Annotated in this window: 13 protein-coding genes; 9 read left to right on the top strand and 4 right to left on the bottom strand. The window is 39.7% G+C overall.

Annotated elements, in window-relative coordinates; translation table 11 throughout:
* The first annotated feature begins 570 nt into the window (after positions 1-570).
* Genes H4J54_RS15115 through H4J54_RS15105 form a run of 3 tightly spaced genes read left to right on the top strand, consistent with a single transcriptional unit; the run spans position 571 to position 4,878 of the window.
* Complete coding sequence (locus tag H4J54_RS15115) at positions 571-2,382, top strand: assimilatory sulfite reductase (NADPH) flavoprotein subunit (RefSeq protein WP_182191829.1); 1,812 nt, start codon at positions 571-573, stop codon at positions 2,380-2,382.
* The gene (gene cysI, locus H4J54_RS15110) at positions 2,382-4,124 is read left to right on the top strand and encodes an assimilatory sulfite reductase (NADPH) hemoprotein subunit (protein WP_182191828.1); all 1,743 of its coding nucleotides are present in this window, start codon (positions 2,382-2,384) and stop codon (positions 4,122-4,124) included. Before H4J54_RS15115 ends, cysI begins: the two co-directional genes overlap by 1 nt.
* Positions 4,117-4,878 carry a phosphoadenylyl-sulfate reductase gene (locus tag H4J54_RS15105; RefSeq protein WP_182191827.1) on the top strand — a complete coding sequence of 254 codons (762 nt, stop codon included), beginning with the start codon at positions 4,117-4,119 and terminating at the stop codon, positions 4,876-4,878. The genes cysI and H4J54_RS15105 overlap by 8 nt, the downstream gene beginning before the upstream one ends.
* Positions 4,879-4,992: 114 nt before the next feature.
* On the opposite strand, the gene H4J54_RS15100 is transcribed toward H4J54_RS15105, so the two are convergent.
* Positions 4,993-5,904: a TIGR03899 family protein gene (locus tag H4J54_RS15100; protein WP_182191826.1), complete on the bottom strand. Its 912-nt coding sequence runs from the start codon at positions 5,902-5,904 to the stop codon at positions 4,993-4,995.
* A 366-nt stretch (positions 5,905-6,270) separates the two neighbouring features.
* Between H4J54_RS15100 and H4J54_RS15095 the strand changes: the two genes are divergently transcribed.
* The 4 genes from H4J54_RS15095 (at position 6,271) to fadA (ending at position 12,735) form a co-directional block, all read left to right on the top strand.
* Positions 6,271-8,496 (top strand): EAL domain-containing protein, encoded by a 2,226-nt coding sequence (locus tag H4J54_RS15095; protein WP_182191825.1) that lies wholly within the window; start codon positions 6,271-6,273, stop codon positions 8,494-8,496.
* 390 nt (positions 8,497-8,886) lie between these two features.
* The gene (locus H4J54_RS15090; RefSeq protein ID WP_182191824.1) at positions 8,887-9,171 is read left to right on the top strand and encodes a MazG nucleotide pyrophosphohydrolase domain-containing protein; all 285 of its coding nucleotides are present in this window, start codon (positions 8,887-8,889) and stop codon (positions 9,169-9,171) included.
* A 207-nt stretch (positions 9,172-9,378) separates the two neighbouring features.
* Positions 9,379-11,556, top strand: a complete 2,178-nt coding sequence (gene fadB / locus H4J54_RS15085; RefSeq protein WP_182191823.1) for a fatty acid oxidation complex subunit alpha FadB — start codon at positions 9,379-9,381, stop codon at positions 11,554-11,556.
* 15 nt (positions 11,557-11,571) lie between these two features.
* Entirely contained in the window at positions 11,572-12,735 is a 1,164-nt protein-coding gene (gene fadA, locus H4J54_RS15080) for an acetyl-CoA C-acyltransferase FadA (RefSeq protein ID WP_182138134.1), read from the top strand.
* Positions 12,736-12,910: 175 nt separating this feature from the next.
* Here fadA and H4J54_RS15075 read toward each other — a convergent pair whose 3' ends face one another.
* Positions 12,911-13,459 carry a GNAT family N-acetyltransferase gene (locus H4J54_RS15075; RefSeq protein WP_182191822.1) on the bottom strand — a complete coding sequence of 183 codons (549 nt, stop codon included), beginning with the start codon at positions 13,457-13,459 and terminating at the stop codon, positions 12,911-12,913.
* Positions 13,460-13,608: 149 nt separating this feature from the next.
* Between H4J54_RS15075 and H4J54_RS15070 the strand changes: the two genes are divergently transcribed.
* Entirely contained in the window at positions 13,609-15,795 is a 2,187-nt protein-coding gene (locus H4J54_RS15070; protein WP_182191821.1) for a prolyl oligopeptidase family serine peptidase, read from the top strand.
* A 150-nt stretch (positions 15,796-15,945) separates the two neighbouring features.
* Here H4J54_RS15070 and H4J54_RS15065 read toward each other — a convergent pair whose 3' ends face one another.
* Together H4J54_RS15065 and H4J54_RS15060 are read right to left on the bottom strand one after the other, a co-directional pair.
* Positions 15,946-16,872, bottom strand: a complete 927-nt coding sequence (locus H4J54_RS15065) for a manganese-dependent inorganic pyrophosphatase (protein WP_182191820.1) — start codon at positions 16,870-16,872, stop codon at positions 15,946-15,948.
* A 376-nt stretch (positions 16,873-17,248) separates the two neighbouring features.
* Positions 17,249-18,217 (bottom strand): class 1 fructose-bisphosphatase, encoded by a 969-nt coding sequence (locus H4J54_RS15060; RefSeq protein WP_182191819.1) that lies wholly within the window; start codon positions 18,215-18,217, stop codon positions 17,249-17,251.
* A gap of 413 nt (positions 18,218-18,630) precedes the next feature.
* Between H4J54_RS15060 and H4J54_RS15055 the strand changes: the two genes are divergently transcribed.
* On the top strand, positions 18,631-21,066 hold the full coding sequence (locus H4J54_RS15055) for a zinc-dependent metalloprotease (protein WP_182191818.1): 2,436 nt from the start codon (positions 18,631-18,633) through the stop codon (positions 21,064-21,066).
* The last annotated feature ends 81 nt before the right edge of the window (positions 21,067-21,147 follow it).

The following is a 21,147-nucleotide window of genomic DNA, read 5'->3' as shown; positions in this document are numbered from 1 at the left end:
CGTGTTAGCGCCGATGGTAGTGTGGGAGTTCCCATGTGAGAGTAGGACATTGCTAGGCTTCTATTTAGAGAAACCCGTAGCTGACGCTACGGGTTTTTTGCTTTCTGGGATTTGATAAATAAAGCGAGTTAGCTTGCTGCAATCTCAAAGGCTACAAAGCGTTATAGTGGTTTAAACTTCGTTATACATCACGGCAATTCACATATTTACACTTTAGAGATCTTTAGTTAAAGCTACTTTTTTGAGTTTTAATTTTTCATGGTTAATAGCAATTAAATATAATTGCTATAACATCAGTTTTTGATCAATAGTTAATATTACTGCTAGTTAAAGGTCTTCGTCTAAATTGACCTTGTTCTGTTGTTTAAATCAAAAATACCCTCCAAAAAACACTGTCACAGTCATTAAATTTTTGACATATAATTAGCGTCAGTAGCTGCTATGAGTGTTATGTTATAAGTTCATTTCTCTATATTCTATTTTTGTATAAAAAAGCCGTTTTTATTCTTTTTACTTCACCATAAATCAGTTTATTATGACATCATTGATTAGTAATAGGTGTATTGCCAGATGTCGCCAGAACCACAAAAATTAAACCAAACAATGCTAGATACCAACCAGTTGGCATCTTTTCAACAAAGCATCAACAATCTTTCTCCACTTCAATTAGCGTGGGCTAGTGGCTATTTGGCCGCTAAAGCCGAAAATGTTACTAATGCTACAGTTCCCGCGGCCATTGCAAGTGCTGCTCCAACAACTTTAACTATTTTGTATGGCTCGCAAACAGGCAATGCTAAAGGTGTTGCTAAGAGTTTAGCGGCTCAAGCCAGTGCTCAAGGTTTGAATGTTGAATTGAAAAGTATGGGAGAGATTAAGCCCAAGGCAATTAAAAACATTACTCACTTACTGATAGTAGCGAGTACCAATGGTGAAGGTGAAGCACCAGACGATGCTATTGCATTACATGAATTTTTGTCTTCAAAGAAAGCGCCTAAACTTGATCATTTGAATTATAGTGTTTTGGCACTGGGTGATACCAGTTATGAGCTTTTCTGCCAAACAGGTAAAGATTTCGATCTGAATTTAGAAAAATTAGGCGCAAAAAGAATTGCACCTCGATTGGATTGTGATGTTGACTATGATGAGGCCGCTAATACTTGGTCAGCTACTGTCATTACTCAGGTTAAAACCCTGCTTAGTAGTGAGGCTAGCGCTAGCAATGTAGTGGCATTAGCCAGCGTAAACAGCACAGAAGAACTTTATACCAAGCAAAAGCCATATACTGCTGAACTATTGCTTAGCCAGAAAATTACCGGTCGTGATTCAGCTAAAGATGTACGACATGTTGAAATAGATTTAGGTGACTCAGGGTTAACTTATCAAGCCGGTGATGCCTTAGGTATTTGGTTTGAGAACTCTGTTGCACTAGTAGATGAGCTTATTACGGAACTAGGGTTTGATGATCAAGAGAAAGTCTCTGCAGGTGATGAAAGCATAGCACTTGGTGAAGCATTAAAGACAAAGTTTGAAATAACTCAAACCTCAATTCAATTTGTTAATTTCTGGGCAGAAAAATCACAAGCGATTAATTTGCTTGATATATTAGATGATAAGAGTGCTATGCGAGAGTATGCCGCTAATCATCAAGTCATTGACGTGGTTAAATCTGCGCCATTACCGAATGAAGTTAAGTTAAATGCTCAAGAATTTATAGACGCGTTACGAAAAATAACGCCAAGACTTTATTCTATCGCGTCCTCTCAAAGCGAAGCGGAAGAAGAAGTACATTTAACCGTTGGGCTTGTTCAGTATCAGACTGAAGAGGCCAACCGTCAGGGTGGTGCGTCTGGATTTTTAGCCAATGGTGTTGAAGAAGGTGGTGAAGTTAAGGTGTTTGTTGAGCACAATGACAACTTTCGTTTACCAGCAAATAATGAAACACCCGTGATTATGATCGGTCCAGGTACTGGTGTTGCGCCATTTAGGGCCTTTATGCAAGAACGTGAAGCCACGGAAGCCATAGGCGATAATTGGTTGTTTTTTGGTGACCAAACGTTTACTCAAGACTTTCTTTATCAAGTTGAATGGCAAGGCTACCTTAAGTCAGGCTTGTTAACCAAAATAGATTTAGCCTTTTCTCGTGATCAAGCGGAAAAAATTTATGTGCAAGATAGATTATTAGAAAATGCGGATGAAGTTTTTTCATGGTTAGAGCGAGGTGCACATATTTACGTTTGTGGAGATATGAGCCGAATGGCAAAAGATGTTGAGGCGGCTTTATTAACTATTATTGCCAATAAAGGCCAATTATCAGCAGAACAGGCAAATGATTACTTAAAAGATTTACGTAACGCTAAGCGTTACCAGAAGGATGTATACTAATGACTGATTTAACTAAAAAAGATCAAGCAAAGGGCCCTTTAATTGTCGAAGGAAAACATGCCGATAATGAAAGGTTAAAAGCGGAAAGTAATTACTTACGTGGCACCATTGTCGATGATTTAAAAGACCATGTTACTGGTGGGTTTACCGCTGATAACTTTCAGTTGATTAGAACACACGGTATGTATCAGCAAGATGATCGTGATATTCGTAATGAGCGTACTAAGCAAAAACTTGAACCACTACACAATGTCATGCTGCGTGCTCGTATGCCTGGTGGCATTATCACGCCAACACAATGGTTAGGTATTGATCAATTTGCTCGTGAAAAAACTAGTTACGGCAGTATTCGTATCACTACCCGTCAAACGTTTCAGTTTCACGGTGTGTTGAAGCCAAATATTAAGTTAATGCACCAAACACTGAATCATTATGGTATCGACTCTATTGCTACGGCAGGTGATGTAAACCGTAATGTGCTTTGTACGACGAATCCAGTTGAGTCAGAGCTACATCAAGAAGCGTATGAATGGGCTAAAAAAATTAGTGAACATTTGTTACCTAAAACACGCGCTTATGCGGAAATTTGGTTAGATGGTGAGAAAATTGAAGGGGGTACAGAAACCGGTGAAGTAGAGCCGATTTTAGGTCCGAACTATTTGCCACGTAAATTTAAAACTACGGTAGTTATTCCACCACATAACGATGTTGACGTACATGCTAATGATCTAAACTTTATTGCTATCGCTAAAGACGGCAAACTGGTTGGCTTTAATGTGTTGGTCGGTGGTGGTTTAGCGATGACCCATGGCGATAAATCTACTTACCCACGTAAGGCGGATGATTTTGGTTATGTTGAGTTAGCTAAAACCTTAGATGTTGCTAGTGCAGTAGTTACTACTCAACGAGATTGGGGTAACCGTGTTAATCGTAAGAATGCGAAAACAAAATACACCCTAGATCGTGTGGGTGTCGAGGTCTTTAAGGCTGAAGTTGAGCAACGTGCCGGTATCACTTTTGCAGAAAGTCGTCCTTATGAATTCACCAGTCGAGGCGATCGTATTGGTTGGACTGAAGGCTTTGATGGTAAGCATCATTTAGCATTATTTATTGAGAATGGACGTCTGCTTGATAAGCCCAATTTGCCATTAAAAACGGGTGTGGCTGAAATTGCGAAAATCCACAAAGGCGATTTTCGTATGACCGCCAACCAAAATTTAATTGTTGCGGGTGTGGCAAGCGAAGACAAAGCTGACATTGAACGCTTAGCACGCGCACATGGCTTAATGGCTGACAGTGTTTCTGTGCAGCGTAAAAGTTCAATGGCCTGCGTATCTTTTCCTACTTGCCCGTTAGCAATGGCTGAAGCGGAAAGGTATTTACCTGGTTTGGTGACTGATGTCGAAGCTATATTAGCGAAGCACAATGTCGCTGATGAAAGTATTATTTTACGAGTAACAGGCTGCCCGAATGGCTGTGGACGCGCCATGTTGGCCGAAATTGGGTTAGTCGGTAAAGGTCCTGGCAAATACAATATGCATTTAGGTGGTAATGTTGCCGGTACGCGCATACCTAAAATGTATAAAGAAAACCTTAGTGAAGAAAATATTTTACAAGAGATTGACAGTCTAGTGGCACGCTGGGTGGCTGAGCGTAACTCAGCCGAGGCTTTTGGTGATTTTGTGATTCGAGTCAGTATTGTTGATGAAGTTAAAGTTAGCAAGTGGGATTTTCATGACTAAGATTATTACAGCGAGTACAGCTCCGCTGATCAGTAATAAATTTCCAGCGTCATTACCAGAACCTTGGTTAAAGCAGTGGAACGAATTATTAGAAAAGCAGTCGGCAAGCCAACGCGTAGAATGGGCAATGGAAAATTTACCCGCGCAATTTGTTTTATCGTCGAGTTTCGGTATTCAATCTGCGGTAATGCTACATATGCTGACCCAAATTGAACCTAATATACCGGTATTAATAACTGATACTGGGCATTTGTTTCCTGAAACCTATCAGTTTATTGAGCAATTAACAAAGCGCTTAAAGTTAAACTTACAAGTGTTTAGTGCGAAAGAAAGTGCGGCATGGCAACAAGCTAAGTTTGGTCAAGAGTGGGATGGCGATGAAGACTCGTTAAAAGCTTATAATCGCCGTAACAAAGTTGAGCCATTAGAACGTGGCTTAAGTGAGTTGCAAGCGGGTACTTGGTTTTCTGGCGTTCGTCGCCAGCAATCTAGTCACCGTGAAGGTTTATCGGTAGTCAGTATTTTACGAGGGCGCTTTAAAGTGCACCCGATTATTGATTGGAGCAATAAAGACGTGCATGAATACTTAACGGCAAATAATTTACCTTATCACCCGTTGTGGGAAGAAGGTTATGTTTCAGTGGGCGATGTACATAGTACGCGACCATTAACTGTTGGTATGGATGAGAGCGACACACGTTTCTCTGGTATGCAAAGAGAGTGTGGTTTACACACTGACGGTGATGGCATTTAAGGTCATTACAATAAATAGAATGCGCAAGCCGCATTCTATTTATTGTCTAACTTATTCATTTAATTAATCTGTCGATAACAAAAATCTTATCCCTGTTCTTAAGCCATAAACTTCCTAGCTTTCTATAGCAAAATTTTCTGACAATTGCGTTTTAATTAGGGTTAAATAATGCTCGTTTTCATCATCAGTAACTAAGTGAGCGAGTTCTGTGCCAATGGGAGTGAACTTATAAAAAGTGAGTATGCAATCAGCTTTTTTTGCGACAAAGTTAAGTTGTTTACCATGATAATTAAATTGAATTTTTTCTCCTTTGGCAAAGGAGTGGCTTTCTGTTTCTTGTTCAAACATTAAGTGGTTATCGGCTAGGGTTAAGATGTCAGCGTAGCTCAATCCCATCTGGTTAAGATCGAGCCGTTGTTGTCGCTGTTTATTAAACAAATTGAATAATTTGGGGATTTGATAAGCGCCACTAATGACACGAATATTTTTTTTACGTGCATCAGTCATCGCGACACTGCAAGCTTTTGCCAACAGCTTTGCTTCAGTGATACTCATGGTTCTAAATGCTTGTAATGTTTTTAGTGAAAAAGAGCCAGGTTGAGATACTTCACCGGCTAAAATTTTCGCCCATAAGTCTTGCATATTTTTATTACTAATACTTTCAGCAAGTGTTAAAAAAGAGCTAAACCAGTCTTGATCAGCTCTGTCGGTAATTGTCTCATCCGAGCAATACTGAACAGCGCGTACAATGATAGCTTCCATATTTTGTTGTTTTCTTAACTGGTCGAGTTTCTTTCGTCGGTTGGCTCTTTCTTCCAAAGGGACTTGTTTGGTTTCTGGTGAAAATGCAGCGCTAAGTGAAAACTTTTTTGCCAGTACTAATAATTGTTTTTGTGAGGAAGCGTTGACGTTTGCATGAGCATTATTTTTAGGTGTGAAGGTTTGTTCATCATGTTCGACAATAGCGGGTTTACTTTGCTCTACAGGATGCTCAATTATTTTATTTTGATCAATCGAATTCGACATCAGTTGTATCCCTTAAAACTATCACAAATTGGGAAAATGCTGGAAATTCCAACATAATATCGCCAAAAAATTATTATAGCGTAAATATAAATTTTACTCATGTCCTTATGTTTTTAACTTTTTTTTAACAAAGAGTAAAATATTAACTTGAATGTATTCGTGTTTAAGTTTACGTCAGTATGTTTTTTGTACATACAAATGATTTATGACTAACAGTACTTTAAAATGATAATATTATTAAAACGAAATGTTGAATAATTTTATTCCGACTTTTATTATGTAGCTACTATATGAAGACATTTTTTAACAAAATGAATATTCAATAAAACTCTACTAGTAACTTTTTGCTAGTGCTTTGAGGATGATATGCAAGTTTTTGACAATACTAACGATGACTTTCTGTTTATCGACGATAGTGATGAAGATGAAATATTTGATTCAGCTATAAGGGATACTTGGAAAGTCTTAATTGTTGATGATGATCCTGAAATTCATTCAGTAACCAAGTTGGCCTTATCCGACTTGGTTGTTTTAGGTCGACATTTAGAATACCTGCATGCTTATTCAGGTCACGATGCCTGCAAACTTATTGAAGAGCATGAAGATATCGTTTTAGTTTTGCTCGATGTGGTAATGGAAAGTGACGACGCTGGTCTTGTTGTCGTCAAGCACATACGCGAAGTATTAAAACGTGATGACATTCGTATTGTGTTACGCACCGGCCAGCCGGGCTATGCACCAGAAGAAAGTGTTATTAAAGATTACGATATAAATGACTACAAAACAAAAACTGAATTAACTCGTCGTAAATTAGTGACAACCGTTTATGCCGCTGTTCGCTCATATCAGCAAATTGACTCTGTAACTCAGTATAGAAAGGGTTTAGAAAAAATCATTGGCGCTGCTGCCAACTTGTTAGAACTGCGTACGATTCATGATTATGCTAGTGGCGTGTTAGCTGAGCTTATAACGCTAGTGGATACTAGTAGTGCTATTTTTTGCGCTCGCGGACAAGGGATTGTAGAGGGGGCTGATGATTTAAGTTTGTATGTTATTGGCCAAATCGGTTTAGTTGAAGCGAAAGTAAATCAAAAATTAACGGCATTGGAAAATCAAGATACCGCTAGTCAAATTAATAGTTGTTTTCAACAAAAACAGCACTTTTTCACTGTCGACTCTACCTCATTTTATTTCGCTAGTGGTGGCTTTAGAGCCGTCATTCATTTAGAGCTTACTCGAGCCTTAACGAGTATTGAAATCCAACATATCGAAGTTTTTCTCACCAATATTGCCACTGGCTATGAAAACGTTCATCTATTTCAAAAACTGCGTAATGCGGCTTACAAAGATTGGTTAACTGAACTGCCCAATAGATTAGACTTTGTCAATTTATTGGATGACTTCTGTCAAAGTGTTGATGACAAGTTGGTCACTGCACTGGTTGATCTTAATCATTTTAGTGATATCAATGATGGCTTAGGTCAAGATATTGGTAACCAGCTTTTAATGGCAGTATCTAGACGTATTCAAGCATTAAGTGCAAATAATCATGTGGCAAGGATTGGTGCTGATGTATTTGGTATTATTGGTGCAAAGAAATGGGTTAATCCTGAAATATTAACCGCGCTGTTTAGTGAGCCCTTTACTGTTGGTGAACAAAATCTACTTATTAGCGCCTGTTTTGGTTTTTGTTCTAAAGGCTCAGCAGGCTCGCGTGGTGTCAAAGTACTGAATCAAATTAATATTGCCCTTAATTTGGCCAAAAAATCTTTGCATGAACCTTATGTTTATTATCATCAAGAAATGGAAGATAAAACACTTTGGCGCTTAAGTATGATTAGGCAATTACGCACTGATTTTGCTGAACATCGTTTAGAGCTTTGGTATCAACCACAGTTAAGTTTAATCACGGGCAAAATTATTGGTGCTGAAGCCCTGCTGCGTTGGAAAACAGCCGAAGGCAAGTTTATTTCACCCGCTATATTTATTCCATTGGCAGAGTATTCTGGTTTGATCATTGAGATTGGCAACTGGGTTGTCGATCAAGCATGCCAGCTGTTAAATAGACTGGCAGCGAGCAAATTTATCGAGGTCAGTATTTCGGTTAATGTGTCGATTCCTCAGTTTAAACGCGATAATTTTGTCGACACGGTTATTGAGATAGCGAAGTCGCATAAAGTTGATCCCAGTAAATTGGAATTAGAAATCACCGAAAATGTTTTAATGGATGAACCTCAGGTGATTATCGATGCGCTAGTGAGATTAAAAGCGCAGGGCATTAGTATTGCACTTGATGATTTTGGTACAGGTTTTTCATCGTTAAGCTATTTACAAAAACTACCTTTGGACAGATTAAAAGTTGATCGCTCTTTTGTCAGTGCTATTGCCGAGCCAGGTGGTGCAATTATAGCCGATACCATTATCAACTTAGGCAAGCAAATGAACTTAAAAGTCATTGCTGAGGGCATTGAAAACAGCGAACAAGAATCAGAACTAAGAGCTTTGGGCTGTGATGAAGTACAAGGTTTTTATTATGCTAAGCCAATGCCAGCTGACGAGTTCTTCACTTGTTTAGAGAGAATAAATCGATAGAGTATATTATTGGCAATATTCGGTTTAAAGCACTTGATCTACAAGTGCTTTTTTTTGTGTCAATCTCTACAGTTAGCCTTAGTGTTTAAAATACAAAAAAAGTTAAGCATAAAGCCCAACAAGCCAAGCCTTCACAGATATAAAACCCCGACAAAATATCAACTATTCAAACACTTCCAAGTAAAACTGCAATATCCATGGCGGTAATAGGATGAAGGGAAAAGCAGGTTTTAGCATTCTCAGCGATGTATTCTGTTTAGGCGTTGTAAGTTAATTGTTTGTAAAACATACGATAAATACAGTAAAGTTATGAGTGCTAGCTTAAGTTTTTTCACTCTAAGCTAGTCATCAAGAGCAATAACGATAGATAAAACTACAGCTGAGGTATGTATGGATATTAATAAAATAGCGGAGCAAAATTATGATTGGGTTGAACGCATGGGTTGGCACAATAAGACCACGTTGGAAGCATTAGCTTTAGTCGCCTCAGAGGTCGGTGAAGCGATAAATGAATGTCGCGGTGCAAAGCCGACTGACAATTTTAAAGAAGAGTTAGCCGATATTGTGCTGAGAGTTTTAGACATTGCGCATTGGCAAGGTATAAATATGGAGCAAGCGTTGCTAGATAAAATGAAAAAAAATGAGCAAAGAGGCACCCGCGGTCGCATTAAATGAAGGCCTAAATAAAATTAATACACTTAATTAAAACGCTTGTTTAAAAATATTTGCTTTCCCTTTCCTTTCAAGGCAAACTCAGTATCACTTTATTTCTTTTACTTATTGGTTATACCTAATGAGTAAGCTAAATATTCACACGCTTGGTAGTAATCTATGATTACGCATTACCAGTCAATCGACCCACAAAAAGTCAGGAGAGTAGGCATGTTATTTCAAGGCAAAAGCCTTTCTGCCCAATTGTTAGATGACGGCATTGTCGAATTTAAATTCGATGCGCAAGGTTCAGTTAACAAGTTTGATCAGGCAACGTTTAAAGAATATATCGCAGTAGTCGATGCGATTAATAATTGCAGTGAAGCTAAAGGGGTACTCGTTACTTCTGGTAAGTCTTCTTTTATTGTTGGTGCTGATATCACCGAGTTTTTAGCAGTATTTAAAAAACCGGAAGATGAATTACTACCTTGGGTAAAAAATGCCTCTGATATTTTTGATTCATTTGAAGATATTAATCTACCTACGATTGCTGCTATTAACGGCTTCGCTTTAGGTGGCGGTTGTGAAATGACCTTGGCTTGTGATTATCGTATTGCAGACACCTCATGTTCAATCGGTTTACCAGAAGTGAGCTTAGGTTTAATACCTGGCTTTGGTGGTACCGTGCGTTTACCACGTGTCATTGGCGCTGATAATGCCATTGAGTGGATGTCGACAGGCCGAGCTTTTAAAGCTGAGCAAGCGATGGCGGTAGGTTTACTTGACGCTGTAGTTGCACCAGAACATTTGCGCGAAGCGGCACTGAAAATGTTAAACCAAGCGATTGCGGGCAAACTAGATTGGCGCGCAAAACGTCAACCTAAACTTGAAGCATTAAAGCTTTCTCCAGTAGAAACTATGATGACCTTCAATACCTGTAAAGGTATGATCGCGGCTAAGGCCGGTAAACATTATCCTGCACCTATGGTGATGGTTAAAACGATCGAAGCGGCAGCAGGTTTAGACCGTGCAGGCGCAATGGCATTAGAAAACGCAGGGTTTGCAAAATTAGCGAAAACTGATGCTGCTACTGCACAAATTGGCCTATTTATGGCTGATCAAGTGGTTAAAGGTAAAGCGAAAAAAGCCGGTAAACAAGCGACGAAGGCAGTCAATAAAGCGGCTGTTTTGGGTGCAGGTATTATGGGCGGTGGTATTGCATACCAGTCTGCTTATAAAGGCACGCCAATTATCATGAAAGATATTAATGACCAAGCACTTGATTTAGGTCTTACTACGGCTGCGGGTATTTTAACTAAACAAGTTGAACGTGGCCGCATGAACGTCAAGAAAATGGCTGGCGTACTCAATAGCATCACACCGTCACTAAGTTATGACAGTCTTAAAGGTGTTGATATTGTTGTTGAAGCTGTAGTTGAAAATCCGAAAGTAAAAGCTATGGTGTTGGCAGAAGTTGAAAACCATGTTGATGAAGACACTATTGTGACTTCAAATACCTCAACAATTTCAATTGATTTACTAGCCGAAGGCCTTAAACGCAAAGATAAGTTTTGTGGCATGCATTTCTTCAACCCGGTAAACAAAATGCCATTAGTTGAAGTTATTCGTGGTAAAGCTACCTCTGATGAAACCGTGGCTGCTGTTGTTGCTTACGCAGCTAAAATGGGTAAATCACCCATCGTGGTAAACGACTGTCCTGGTTTTTACATTAACCGTGTTTTATTCCCATACTTTGCTGGCTTTAGCCAATTAGTGCTTGAAGGTGCTGATTTCGTTGCCGTTGATAAAGTCATGGAAAAACAATTTGGCTGGCCAATGGGCCCGGCATACCTTCTTGATGTGGTTGGTATTGATACCGCTGATCATTGTACGGGTGTTATGTCATCGGGTTTCCCAACTCGTATGTCAAAAATTGATAATGACCCAGTAAGTGCTTTATATAATAAAGACCGTCTTGGCCAGAAAAATGGCAAAGGCTTCTACGATTACGGTAAAGACAAACGCGGTCGTCCAACCAAAGTTGCAGCACAAGTGGCTTATGACTTGTTTTCAGGTGTAGAGAAAAAAGACTTTACCCAAGAAGAAACTATTGCTCGCTTGATGATCCCTATGGTGAATGAAGTGGTGCGCTGTTTAGAAGAAGGTGTGGTTGATACTGCAGCTGAAGCTGATATGGGCTTAATTTACGGTTTAGGTTTTCCACCATTTAGAGGCGGTCCAATTCGCTATCTAGAAACATTAGGCTTAGATAACTTTATCGCTATGGCAGATAAATATGCGCATTTAGGCGAAATTTACCAAGTTACTGATGGTATGCGCGAAATGGCAAGATCTGGTCAATCATATTTTACAACCGATGTTAAAACTAACAGCGTTAAAACAGCTTAGGCGAAGGAGAAAATCATGAAAGAAGTCGTTATTGTCGATTGCATCCGTACCCCAATGGGGCGCTCAAGAGCGGGTGTTTTTCGTAATGTTCGTGCTGAAACATTATCAGCACACTTAATGCAACAATTGTTAATTAGAAATCCAAATCTAGATCCTGCATTAATTGAAGATATTATTTGGGGTAACGTTAAGCAAACTAAAGAGCAAGGTTTCAATATTGCTCGTAATGCGCAACTGTTAACGGATATTCCAAAGTCTACCGGTGCTGTTACTGTGAATCGCTTATGTGGTTCATCAATGCAAGCGCTACATGATGCAACCACTAACATTATGGCCGGTCAAGGTGATGTGTTTTTAGTGGGTGGCGTTGAGCACATGGGGCATGTACCTATGATGTACGATGTTGATTTTGATCCCGCATTGAGCAAGCATATTTCTCGTGCGGCTGGCAACATGGGCTTAACCGCTGAGTTGCTAGGTATGCAACACGGCATTACGCGTGCTGAGCAAGATGCCTTTGGTGCTCGCTCTCATCAGCTTGCGCATAAAGCCATGCTTGAAGGTCGTTGGGCTAATGAAATCGTACCCACCTTAGGTCATGACGCTATGGGCGCTTTAACGCTTATCGAACATGATGAAGTTATTCGTCCTGAAACGACCATTGAAAGCTTATCAGCATTGCGTCCGGTATTTGATCCCGTTAATGGCACAGTAACCGCGGGTACTTCTTCTGCACTTTCTGACGGCGCTTCTGCGATGTTAGTGATGTCAGCAGAAAGAGCCAAAGCGATGGGCTTAACACCACGGGTTAAAATTCGTGGTATGGCTATCGCAGGTTGTGATCCATCAACCATGGGCTTTGGTCCAGTGCCAGCCACCAAGAAAGCATTACAACGTGCGGGCTTAACATTAGCTGATATTGAACTAGCTGAGTTTAACGAAGCCTTTGCTGCACAAGCACTGTCATGTGTACGTTCATTAGGTTTAGAAGATAAAATGGATGACATGATTAACCTTAACGGTGGCGCAATCGCTTTAGGTCACCCACTAGGTTGTTCAGGTACGCGTATTTCAGGGACCTTAATTAACTTGATGGAAGCACAAGATGCTAACATTGGTTTAGCAACTATGTGTATTGGTTTAGGTCAAGGTATCGCAACGGTATTTGAAAGAGTGTAGTTTTCACTTTTTAGCGTGAACTTTTGAGTTAACGCTCTACGCTAACCTGATGAATAAAAGCCCAACATTTGTTGGGCTTTTATGTGTTCATACTGCTCTTAGATATCTTATTTTTCAATGTCTGAGAGCCTCTTTATGATGACTCCAGCATTATTAAGTAACTTACTTACTTTTTTCACGCTTCATTATTTTCAATACGATACAGTACGACATCTACATCATCTAGCGGTGAGTCGGTATGACTATAATCTTTGATATATTCCATACCCAGCTTTTTCATTATCGCAATTGAGCCAAGATTATCTTTTACGGCAATGGCACTAAAGCTTTTATTTTCTGGTTGCTTAGCCAGTACCTGTTGAAGATGAATCGCTGCTTCACTGGCATAACCTTTACCCCAAGTGGACTGTAAAAAACGCCAGCCTAATTCAATGTCATGCCAAATAGGCTGGTTGGAGAAAAAGTCCATCGGGCGCACTAAAATCCAGCCAATTTCGGCTTGAGTTGCTATCACGGTAACTTTCCATAAGCCCCAGCCTTTTTCTATATTTTTATAGGCGTTATGGCGTGGGATAAATACCTCGCTAATATCTTTGCGAGTGGGCATATTACCGCCATTGATATAACGCATAACTTCTGGGTTTTGATCGAGTTGGAATAAGAACTCGCTGTCTGTTTTGTTGATCAGCTGATAGTTAAGTCGAGCTGAATTATCAATATTCATATTTATACCATTTTTATAATTTTCAATAGGTTAATCATCATAATAAGTGATTAAATTTTCTGTTAACTAAGGCCATGCGCTAGACATCAATTATTGACTACCTTATGATTGCTAGCAACATGATAACAATATGGTTTATTTGGTCAATTATGAATGCTAAAAAAGTAATGTTAAATTCTGCTGTGCTAATCGCCTTTTGCGGTTTAACAGCCTGTAGTAAAGACGCACCGATAGCGGCTGACACAGCCCCTGAAATTGAAAAAGTAGTGAGTATTGGCGATGGAAGTAAAATGTTAACTTATCCAATAACAAAAAAAGTAGCCGTTGTTGATGATTATTTTGGTACTAAAGTTACCGATGCTTATCGATGGTTAGAAGATGACATGAGCGCTGAAACAGCGGATTGGGTAAAGGCACAAAATAAAACCACCTACGATTATTTAGCTAAAATCCCTTATCGCGAGAAAATTAAATCTCGTCTTGCGGCTTTGTTAGATTATGAAAAAGTTGGCATGCCGTTCCTTGAAGGTGACTATAGTTATTTTTATAAAAACGATGGTTTACAAAACCAAGCTGTTCTATATCGTCAAAAAGGCGATGCATCGGCGGAAGTATTTCTTGACCCTAATACGTTTAGTGAAGATGGTACCGTTTCGTTAGCCAATATTGAATTTAGTGAAGACGGTTCATTAGCGGTTTACTTAATTTCTGAAGGCGGAAGTGATTGGCGTAAAGCGCGTATTATAGCAACTGAAAATAATGCTGTACTTGAAGCTGAACTTGTTGATATAAAGTTTAGTGGCTTATCTTGGGTGGCTAACGAAGGCTTTTATTACTCAAGTTACGACAAACCTAAAGGGAGTGAGCTTTCAGCCAAAACGGATCAACATAAATTGTATTACCATAAGCTAGGTACTGCACAGTCGCAAGATAGCTTAGTTTTTGGTGGCAGCGAAGCACAAAAACACCGTTATGTTAGTGGTGAAGTCACTAAAGATGGGCACTATTTAGTGGTATCAGCAGCGGTATCCACTTCGGGCAATAAGCTCTTTATTAAAGACTTAACCCGTACAGATTCGCCACTGGTTAGCGTGGTTGATAATACTGAGTCAGACACCTATATGGTCAGCAGTGAGGGTGACAACTTGCTATTTGTCACCAATATGGCAGCACCTAATAACCGTGTAGTTCAAGTTAATGCACTGCAACCCAGTGCTGAAAATTGGCTTGATATTATTCCTGAAACTGAGCATGTTTTATCCGTGTCTACTGGCGGACATTACTTGTTTGCTAACTATATGAAACATGCGGCGTCTTTTATTGAGCAGTATGATTTAACCGGTAAGAAAATTCGCGATATTGCCTTACCTGAAGTGGGCACAGCTAGTGGCTTTAGTGGTAAAGCGTCGCAAAGTCAGCTTTACTATTCATTTAGTAACCAGAAAACCCCATCAACCATTTTTAGCTTAGACCTTGCAACCGGTGAGTCTGTTGTACATATGAAGTCGAAAGTAAAATTCAATAGCGATAACTTTGAATCAAAGCAGGTTTTTTATAGCTCTAAAGACGGTACTAAAGTGCCGATGATCATTACCCATAAAAAAGGCTTAGTGCTTGATGGCAGTAACCCAACGATTTTATATGGTTACGGTGGTTTCAATATCAGTCTACAACCAGAATTTAGCTCAACTCGCGCTGCTTGGTTAGAACTCGGCGGTGTCTATGCCGTAGCTAATTTACGTGGGGGTGGCGAATACGGTAAAAAATGGCATGATGCTGGTACGCAGTTGAAAAAACAGAATGTATTTGATGACTTTATTGCTGCGGCTGAATACCTGATTGAAGCGCAAGTGACTTCTTCAGATAAACTTGCGGTTATGGGTGGCTCAAACGGTGGTTTGTTAGTGGGTGCTGTGATGACACAACGTCCTGAGTTATTTAAAGTCGCATTACCCGCGGTAGGGGTACTTGATATGCTGCGCTACCATACCTTTACTTCAGGTGCTGGTTGGGCTTACGACTATGGTAAATCAAACGACAATGCACAAATGTTTAATTACCTGTTCGCTTACTCGCCATTACACAATGTTAAAGCCGGTACACATTACCCTGCGACATTAATCACAACCGGTGATCATGATGATCGCGTCGTGCCGGCGCATTCATTTAAGTTTGCTGCTGAGTTACAAGCAAAACAAGCGGGCGCTAACCCCATTTTAATTCGTATTGAAACGGATGCGGGTCATGGTGCCGGTACGCCAATTAGTAAAACCATTGAGCAATATGCCGATATTTATGGTTTCACATTATTTAATATGGGTGTGACAGATATTTAAGCGCTTGGCTATAATTCGTTGGTAATTTGTGATTGTAAAAGCAATCGCTAACAAAAAGCCCAGCAATTGCTGGGCTTTTTAATATAGTTTTAAGTTATAGTTTTAAGTTATAGTTTTACAGGTATAACTTTACACTTATAGTGCGGCTAACTACTTAGCAAAAGTATCTTGCAATGGCGGCACAACTTGCTTTTTACGGCTCATCACACCCGGTAACCAAGTCTTACCGTCAACCAAGGTAATATCATAAGCTTTTTCAATAAGGCTGATATCATCACTTACCACTAACAACTCAGAGCCTTCTTGCATGATGTCAGTTAATAACAACATCACAGTATGACGATTACCTTCTTCTTTAACGGCTTGTAAATCAGCATATAAATCAGCTTTCATCTCGTCAAATAAAGCTAAGTCGATCACTTCTAATTGGCCAATACCCACAATATTATTCTTCATGTTGAAGTCTTTAAAATCACGTAAAACAAGTTCACGAACAGGCGTACCGGCGACTGATGACTTTACGGTGAACATTTCCATGCCCAGGCCTTTGTAATCTTCAATACCGGCAATTTCAGCCAAGGCTTCAACACATTTCATATCAGCGGTTGTACAGGTTGGTGATTTAAATATTACTGTGTCTGACAAAATGGCACACATCATGGCGCCAGCAATATTTTTAGGAATTTCAATACCGTGAAAATCGAACATCATTTTAATAATGGTATTGGTACAACCTACAGGGCGAACCCAAATTTCTAAAGGGGTAGACGTAGTAATATCACCCAGTTTGTGATGATCAATAATACCTAAAACTGTGCTGTCATCAATATCATCAGGGCCTTGAATTCGGTCTGAGTGATCAACAACATAAATGCCGTCAGTATCAGCGAAACTCAATTTAAGCTCAGGCTGTTCTAAGCCAAATTTATCTAAAATGAAGAGTGTTTCTGGCGAAAGTTCACCCAAGCGTGCAGGCTGTACATCTTCACCAATATGGGTTTTTAAATATGAAAGGGCAATGGCTGAACAAATTGAATCTGAATCAGGAACTTTGTGTCCTACGGCATAAGCTGGCATAAATTGTGCTCTCCAAGCGCCGTTAAGATAATAACGGCGCTACTGTATAAGTATTTTCTATAATATGGCGTATATTCTAGCAAAAATTCTAAGCATTAGCCTAGTCACTATTTATACTCTTTGATACGACTTTAGTCATTGAACTTGGTCATTCGTCGCCAACAGTTGAATTTTTATGGCAGCGCTCTAAGTGCTCTTGCCAAGGTTATTACTTTACCGAAAACACAGAAGTCCTGCCTTGTTCACCTGTTGTGGCGGAGTCTATAACAGTGTTTAATAACCATAAATCACCTCGGTTAGCACAAATAAAAACACCTGAAATATTCAGGTGTTTTAATGCTTATATATACATTGTTATATCGAATAACTTTTAAGCTTACTTGTAATAAGCTAAACAGGCTTCAACTTCATTTTTAGAACCCATGATCACTTCAACACGTTGATGAATATCTGTTGGCTCAATATCCATGATACGCCCTTGGCTAGTCATGGCTAAACCACCGGCTTGTTCAATTAAAAAGCTCATTGGGTTAGCTTCATACATTAAACGTAACTTGTAGGGTTTTTCTGGATTTCTATTATCAGCCGGATAGGTAAATATACCACCACGAGTGAGAACGCGATGAATATCACCTACCATAGCGGCAATCCAACGCATATTGAAATTTTTACCACGTGGGCCAGTATCACCGGCAAGTAAATCACTAATGTAGCTTTGCATAGGTTGTTGCCAGAAACGTTGGTTTGACATATTAATAGCAAACTCTTGCGTATCTTCTGGCACTTGTAAATTGCGCTCAACTAATAAATAACCGCCATGAGTGCGGTCTAAAACATAAAAGTGCGTACCGCTGCCTGTGGTCATCACTAAGGTCGTTGATGGGCCATAAAGTACATAACCCGCGCAAACTTGGTGATTACCTGATTGTTTAAACATATCAGGATTGCTAGCAGCCATATCTGTTGGTGCTTGGTGAATGGAGAAAATAGTACCAATTAACGAGTTAATATCGATATTTGAGCTGCCATCTAAGGGGTCAAATGAAACGATATATTTACCCTCTTCGTCACCTGCCACTGACGTGTCTTCTTCTTCAGAAGACACGGCTTTGACAAAACCTGATTCTAACAAAATATCTTTAAATAACTCGTTGGCAACAACATCGAGTTTCTTTTGCACTTCACCTTGAATATTTTCATCCAAGGTCGAGCCCATTGAGTCACTTAAGTGCCCTTGGCTAACTCGAAAGGAAATTTCTTTGGTGGCAGCTAAAATAGTTTCTATTAATGAAATTAAATCTAACGGAACATTGTCTTCACGTAAAGCGGGAGCTAGTCGTTGCATAGGGTTACCTAATTACTTTAGAGTCATACTCTTATGACAGAGCATATCGTATTTTATTTTCGATGTTATGATGTAGTATACCAATTAGAATAAATAATCGAACATTAAAGTGTCCTAAATATCCAATATCTACGTTACTTTTAATCACATAGGCCAGCTATGGTTTAATCAAGCCTTGGCTAGATGGATCTAGGTACTGATATTTAGTCTGCAGCAATAAACATGTGTGCTCGAATATTACTTATTATTACTTATTATTGCTCACTGACTTAATTCAATGGGTATTATCAAAACATCAAAAGTTAATTTTAAACTGATTATAACAAGAATAAGCGTATTTTCAGCACTTCTAATGATTTTAATTTTAGCTAAACAGGTAATTTATTTAGCTTTACAGACTACAAGGATATGCAATGAGGTTTTTTATTAGGCTAATGGTGTTATTTTTTTACTGTGGCTTGTCAACGCAAGTGCAGGCAAAAACAGAAAAAAGCTATACTGAATTTATTAAAGACAAGCAAAACCATCAAGGTTACTTTTCTTTTTATCTTGATGATAAAACAGGAAAAGTTTTTTTAGAAGTAGAGAACTTTGAGCAAGAATTTTTATTTCAAAGTGGCTTGCCACAGGGTGTTGGTTCAAATGATATTGGTTTAGACCGTGGCCAACTGGGTGATACTAGGTTAGTGCGTTTTGAAAGAGTGGGTGATAAAGTTTTTCTTCGCCAACTGAACACTTATTATCGTGCTAATAGCGATAACATCCTTGAACAGCAAGCGATAGATGAAGCCTTTGCTAGCTCGATTATTTGGGGCTTTAAGGTGAGTCATAGCTCAGCAGATAACAGTAAAACCTTAATTGATTACACGCCATTTTTACTCTCAGATATTCATAACTTGTCGGCACAATTAAAGCGCACTAAACAAGGCATTTTTAAGATTGATGCCACGCGCAGTGGTGTTTATAAAAAGCGTACAAAAGCTTTTCCAAACAATACCGAATTAGAGGCCACTGTGACTTATAAAGGCACAGACGCTGGAGCTCACTTGCGCTCAGTGACGCCTGATGCCTCAGCGGTTACGGTTAACTTGCACCACTCGCTCATTAAGCTGCCTGATAACCGTTATCAAATACGAAAGTTTCATCCCTTTAGTGGCTTTTGGCAGCACGCCTATGCAGATTATGCCAGCGCCATTGATGAGTCATTGATTAAGCGCAATATTCCTCGCCATCGTTTAGTTAAGCAAAACCCAGCAGCTAAAATAAGTGCAGCGGTAGAGCCAATTATTTATTACTTAGATGCTGGAGTTCCTGAGCCGATTAAAAGTGCCTTGCTAGATGGCGCGCGTTGGTGGGATCAAGCCTTTTCTGCTATTGGTTATAAAAATGCCTTTCAAGTTAAGCTGCTGCCAAGTGACGCTGACCCCATGGATGTTCGTTACAACGTTATTCAATGGGTACATCGCGCTACACGCGGTTGGTCTTACGGCTCATCAGTGATTGACCCGCGTACCGGCGAAATTATTAAAGGCCATGTCACCTTAGGCTCTTTACGTGTTCGCCAAGACTATTTAATTGCTTTAGGCTTAACCTCACCGTTTAAAGATGCCCATACTGACACTAGCGCTATGAAAGCCATGGCTTTAGCGCGCATTCGTCAATTAGCGGCACATGAGGTTGGCCACACTTTAGGCATAGCGCATAACTTTGCCGCCAGTGTCAATAATCGAGCGTCAGTGATGGATTATCCCCATCCGTTAATTACCATTGAAAATGGCCAGGTAAGCTTAGCTAATGCTTATGCTGAAGATATCGGCGAATGGGACAAATATGTGGTTGCTTATGGTTATGCTGAGGTAGAAAAAGCGCAAGAAGCCCAGTTTTTGACTGAATTAGTAGCAGCAACCCAGCAAAAGGGGCTGAAGTATGTTTCTGACCCCGATGCAAGATCGCAATCAAGCGCTCATGCTATAGGGCATTTGTGGGACAATGGTAAAGATGCGGCTACAGAGTTAAACCGTGTTTTAGCTGTTAGAGCATTAGCATTAGAAAACTTTGGTTTGAACAGCATACCGGTTGGTACGCCGATGTCTGAACTCGAAAAAATATTAGTGCCCATTTACAATTTTCATCGCTTTCAGGTACAAGCCGCAGCAAAATTAATTGCTGGTGTTAACTACGGCTATCAACTGCGCAGTGAACAATTTAGTAACCAGAAAACCAGGGTTGCAGGCAAATCTCAACAAGCAGCACTTGACGCCTTACTAGCAACACTAAGCGTAGAAACCTTAACACTGCCCGCTAAAATCACCGCCTTAATACCGCCTAAGGCTTATGGTTATAGTCGCGATAGAGAAAGTTTTAATAGCCAAACAGGGGTGACTTTTGACCCCATCAGTGCCGCAGAGGCAAGTGCAAAACACACATTGTCACTATTACTTAATGCCGAGCGACTAGCAAGATTGCAGCAACAATCCATGCTTGATAACGATATTCCGTCAGTCGAATTCTTACTCAATAAACTGGTCAAAGGCACAGTAAAATCAGCGCCAAAAACCTCAACAGCCATGTTAGTGCAACAAAGGGTAAATCAGCAATTAATTGAGCATTTAATTGTGCTTTGGCATAGCCAAAATGTTGTGCCAGAAGTCAGAGCTGAAGTGTATGTAACATTAACGGATTTAGCCCTATGGTTAACCGATAAGCGCAGCACACGAAAGTACCCAGGCTTTCGAGCGCACTTTCAGTTATTAGCTCAGCAAATTAATTACAGCTTAGCGCATGATAAGTCATCGACACCGGCATCCAAGATAACATTACCACCCGGTTCACCGATTGGTAGCTATTAAATACCCTTAGCTTAACGGCCAAACTGCATTGGTAATTTAAAAGAGTATAGATGAACCATGTTCAGTAGATAACTGAACATG

This window comes from Colwellia sp. MB3u-8, from assembly GCF_014076985.1.
Taxonomy (GTDB): domain Bacteria; phylum Pseudomonadota; class Gammaproteobacteria; order Enterobacterales; family Alteromonadaceae; genus Cognaticolwellia.
The sequence above is the reverse complement of the archived record's forward strand: the minus strand, read 5'-3'. Positions and strand labels throughout refer to the sequence as shown.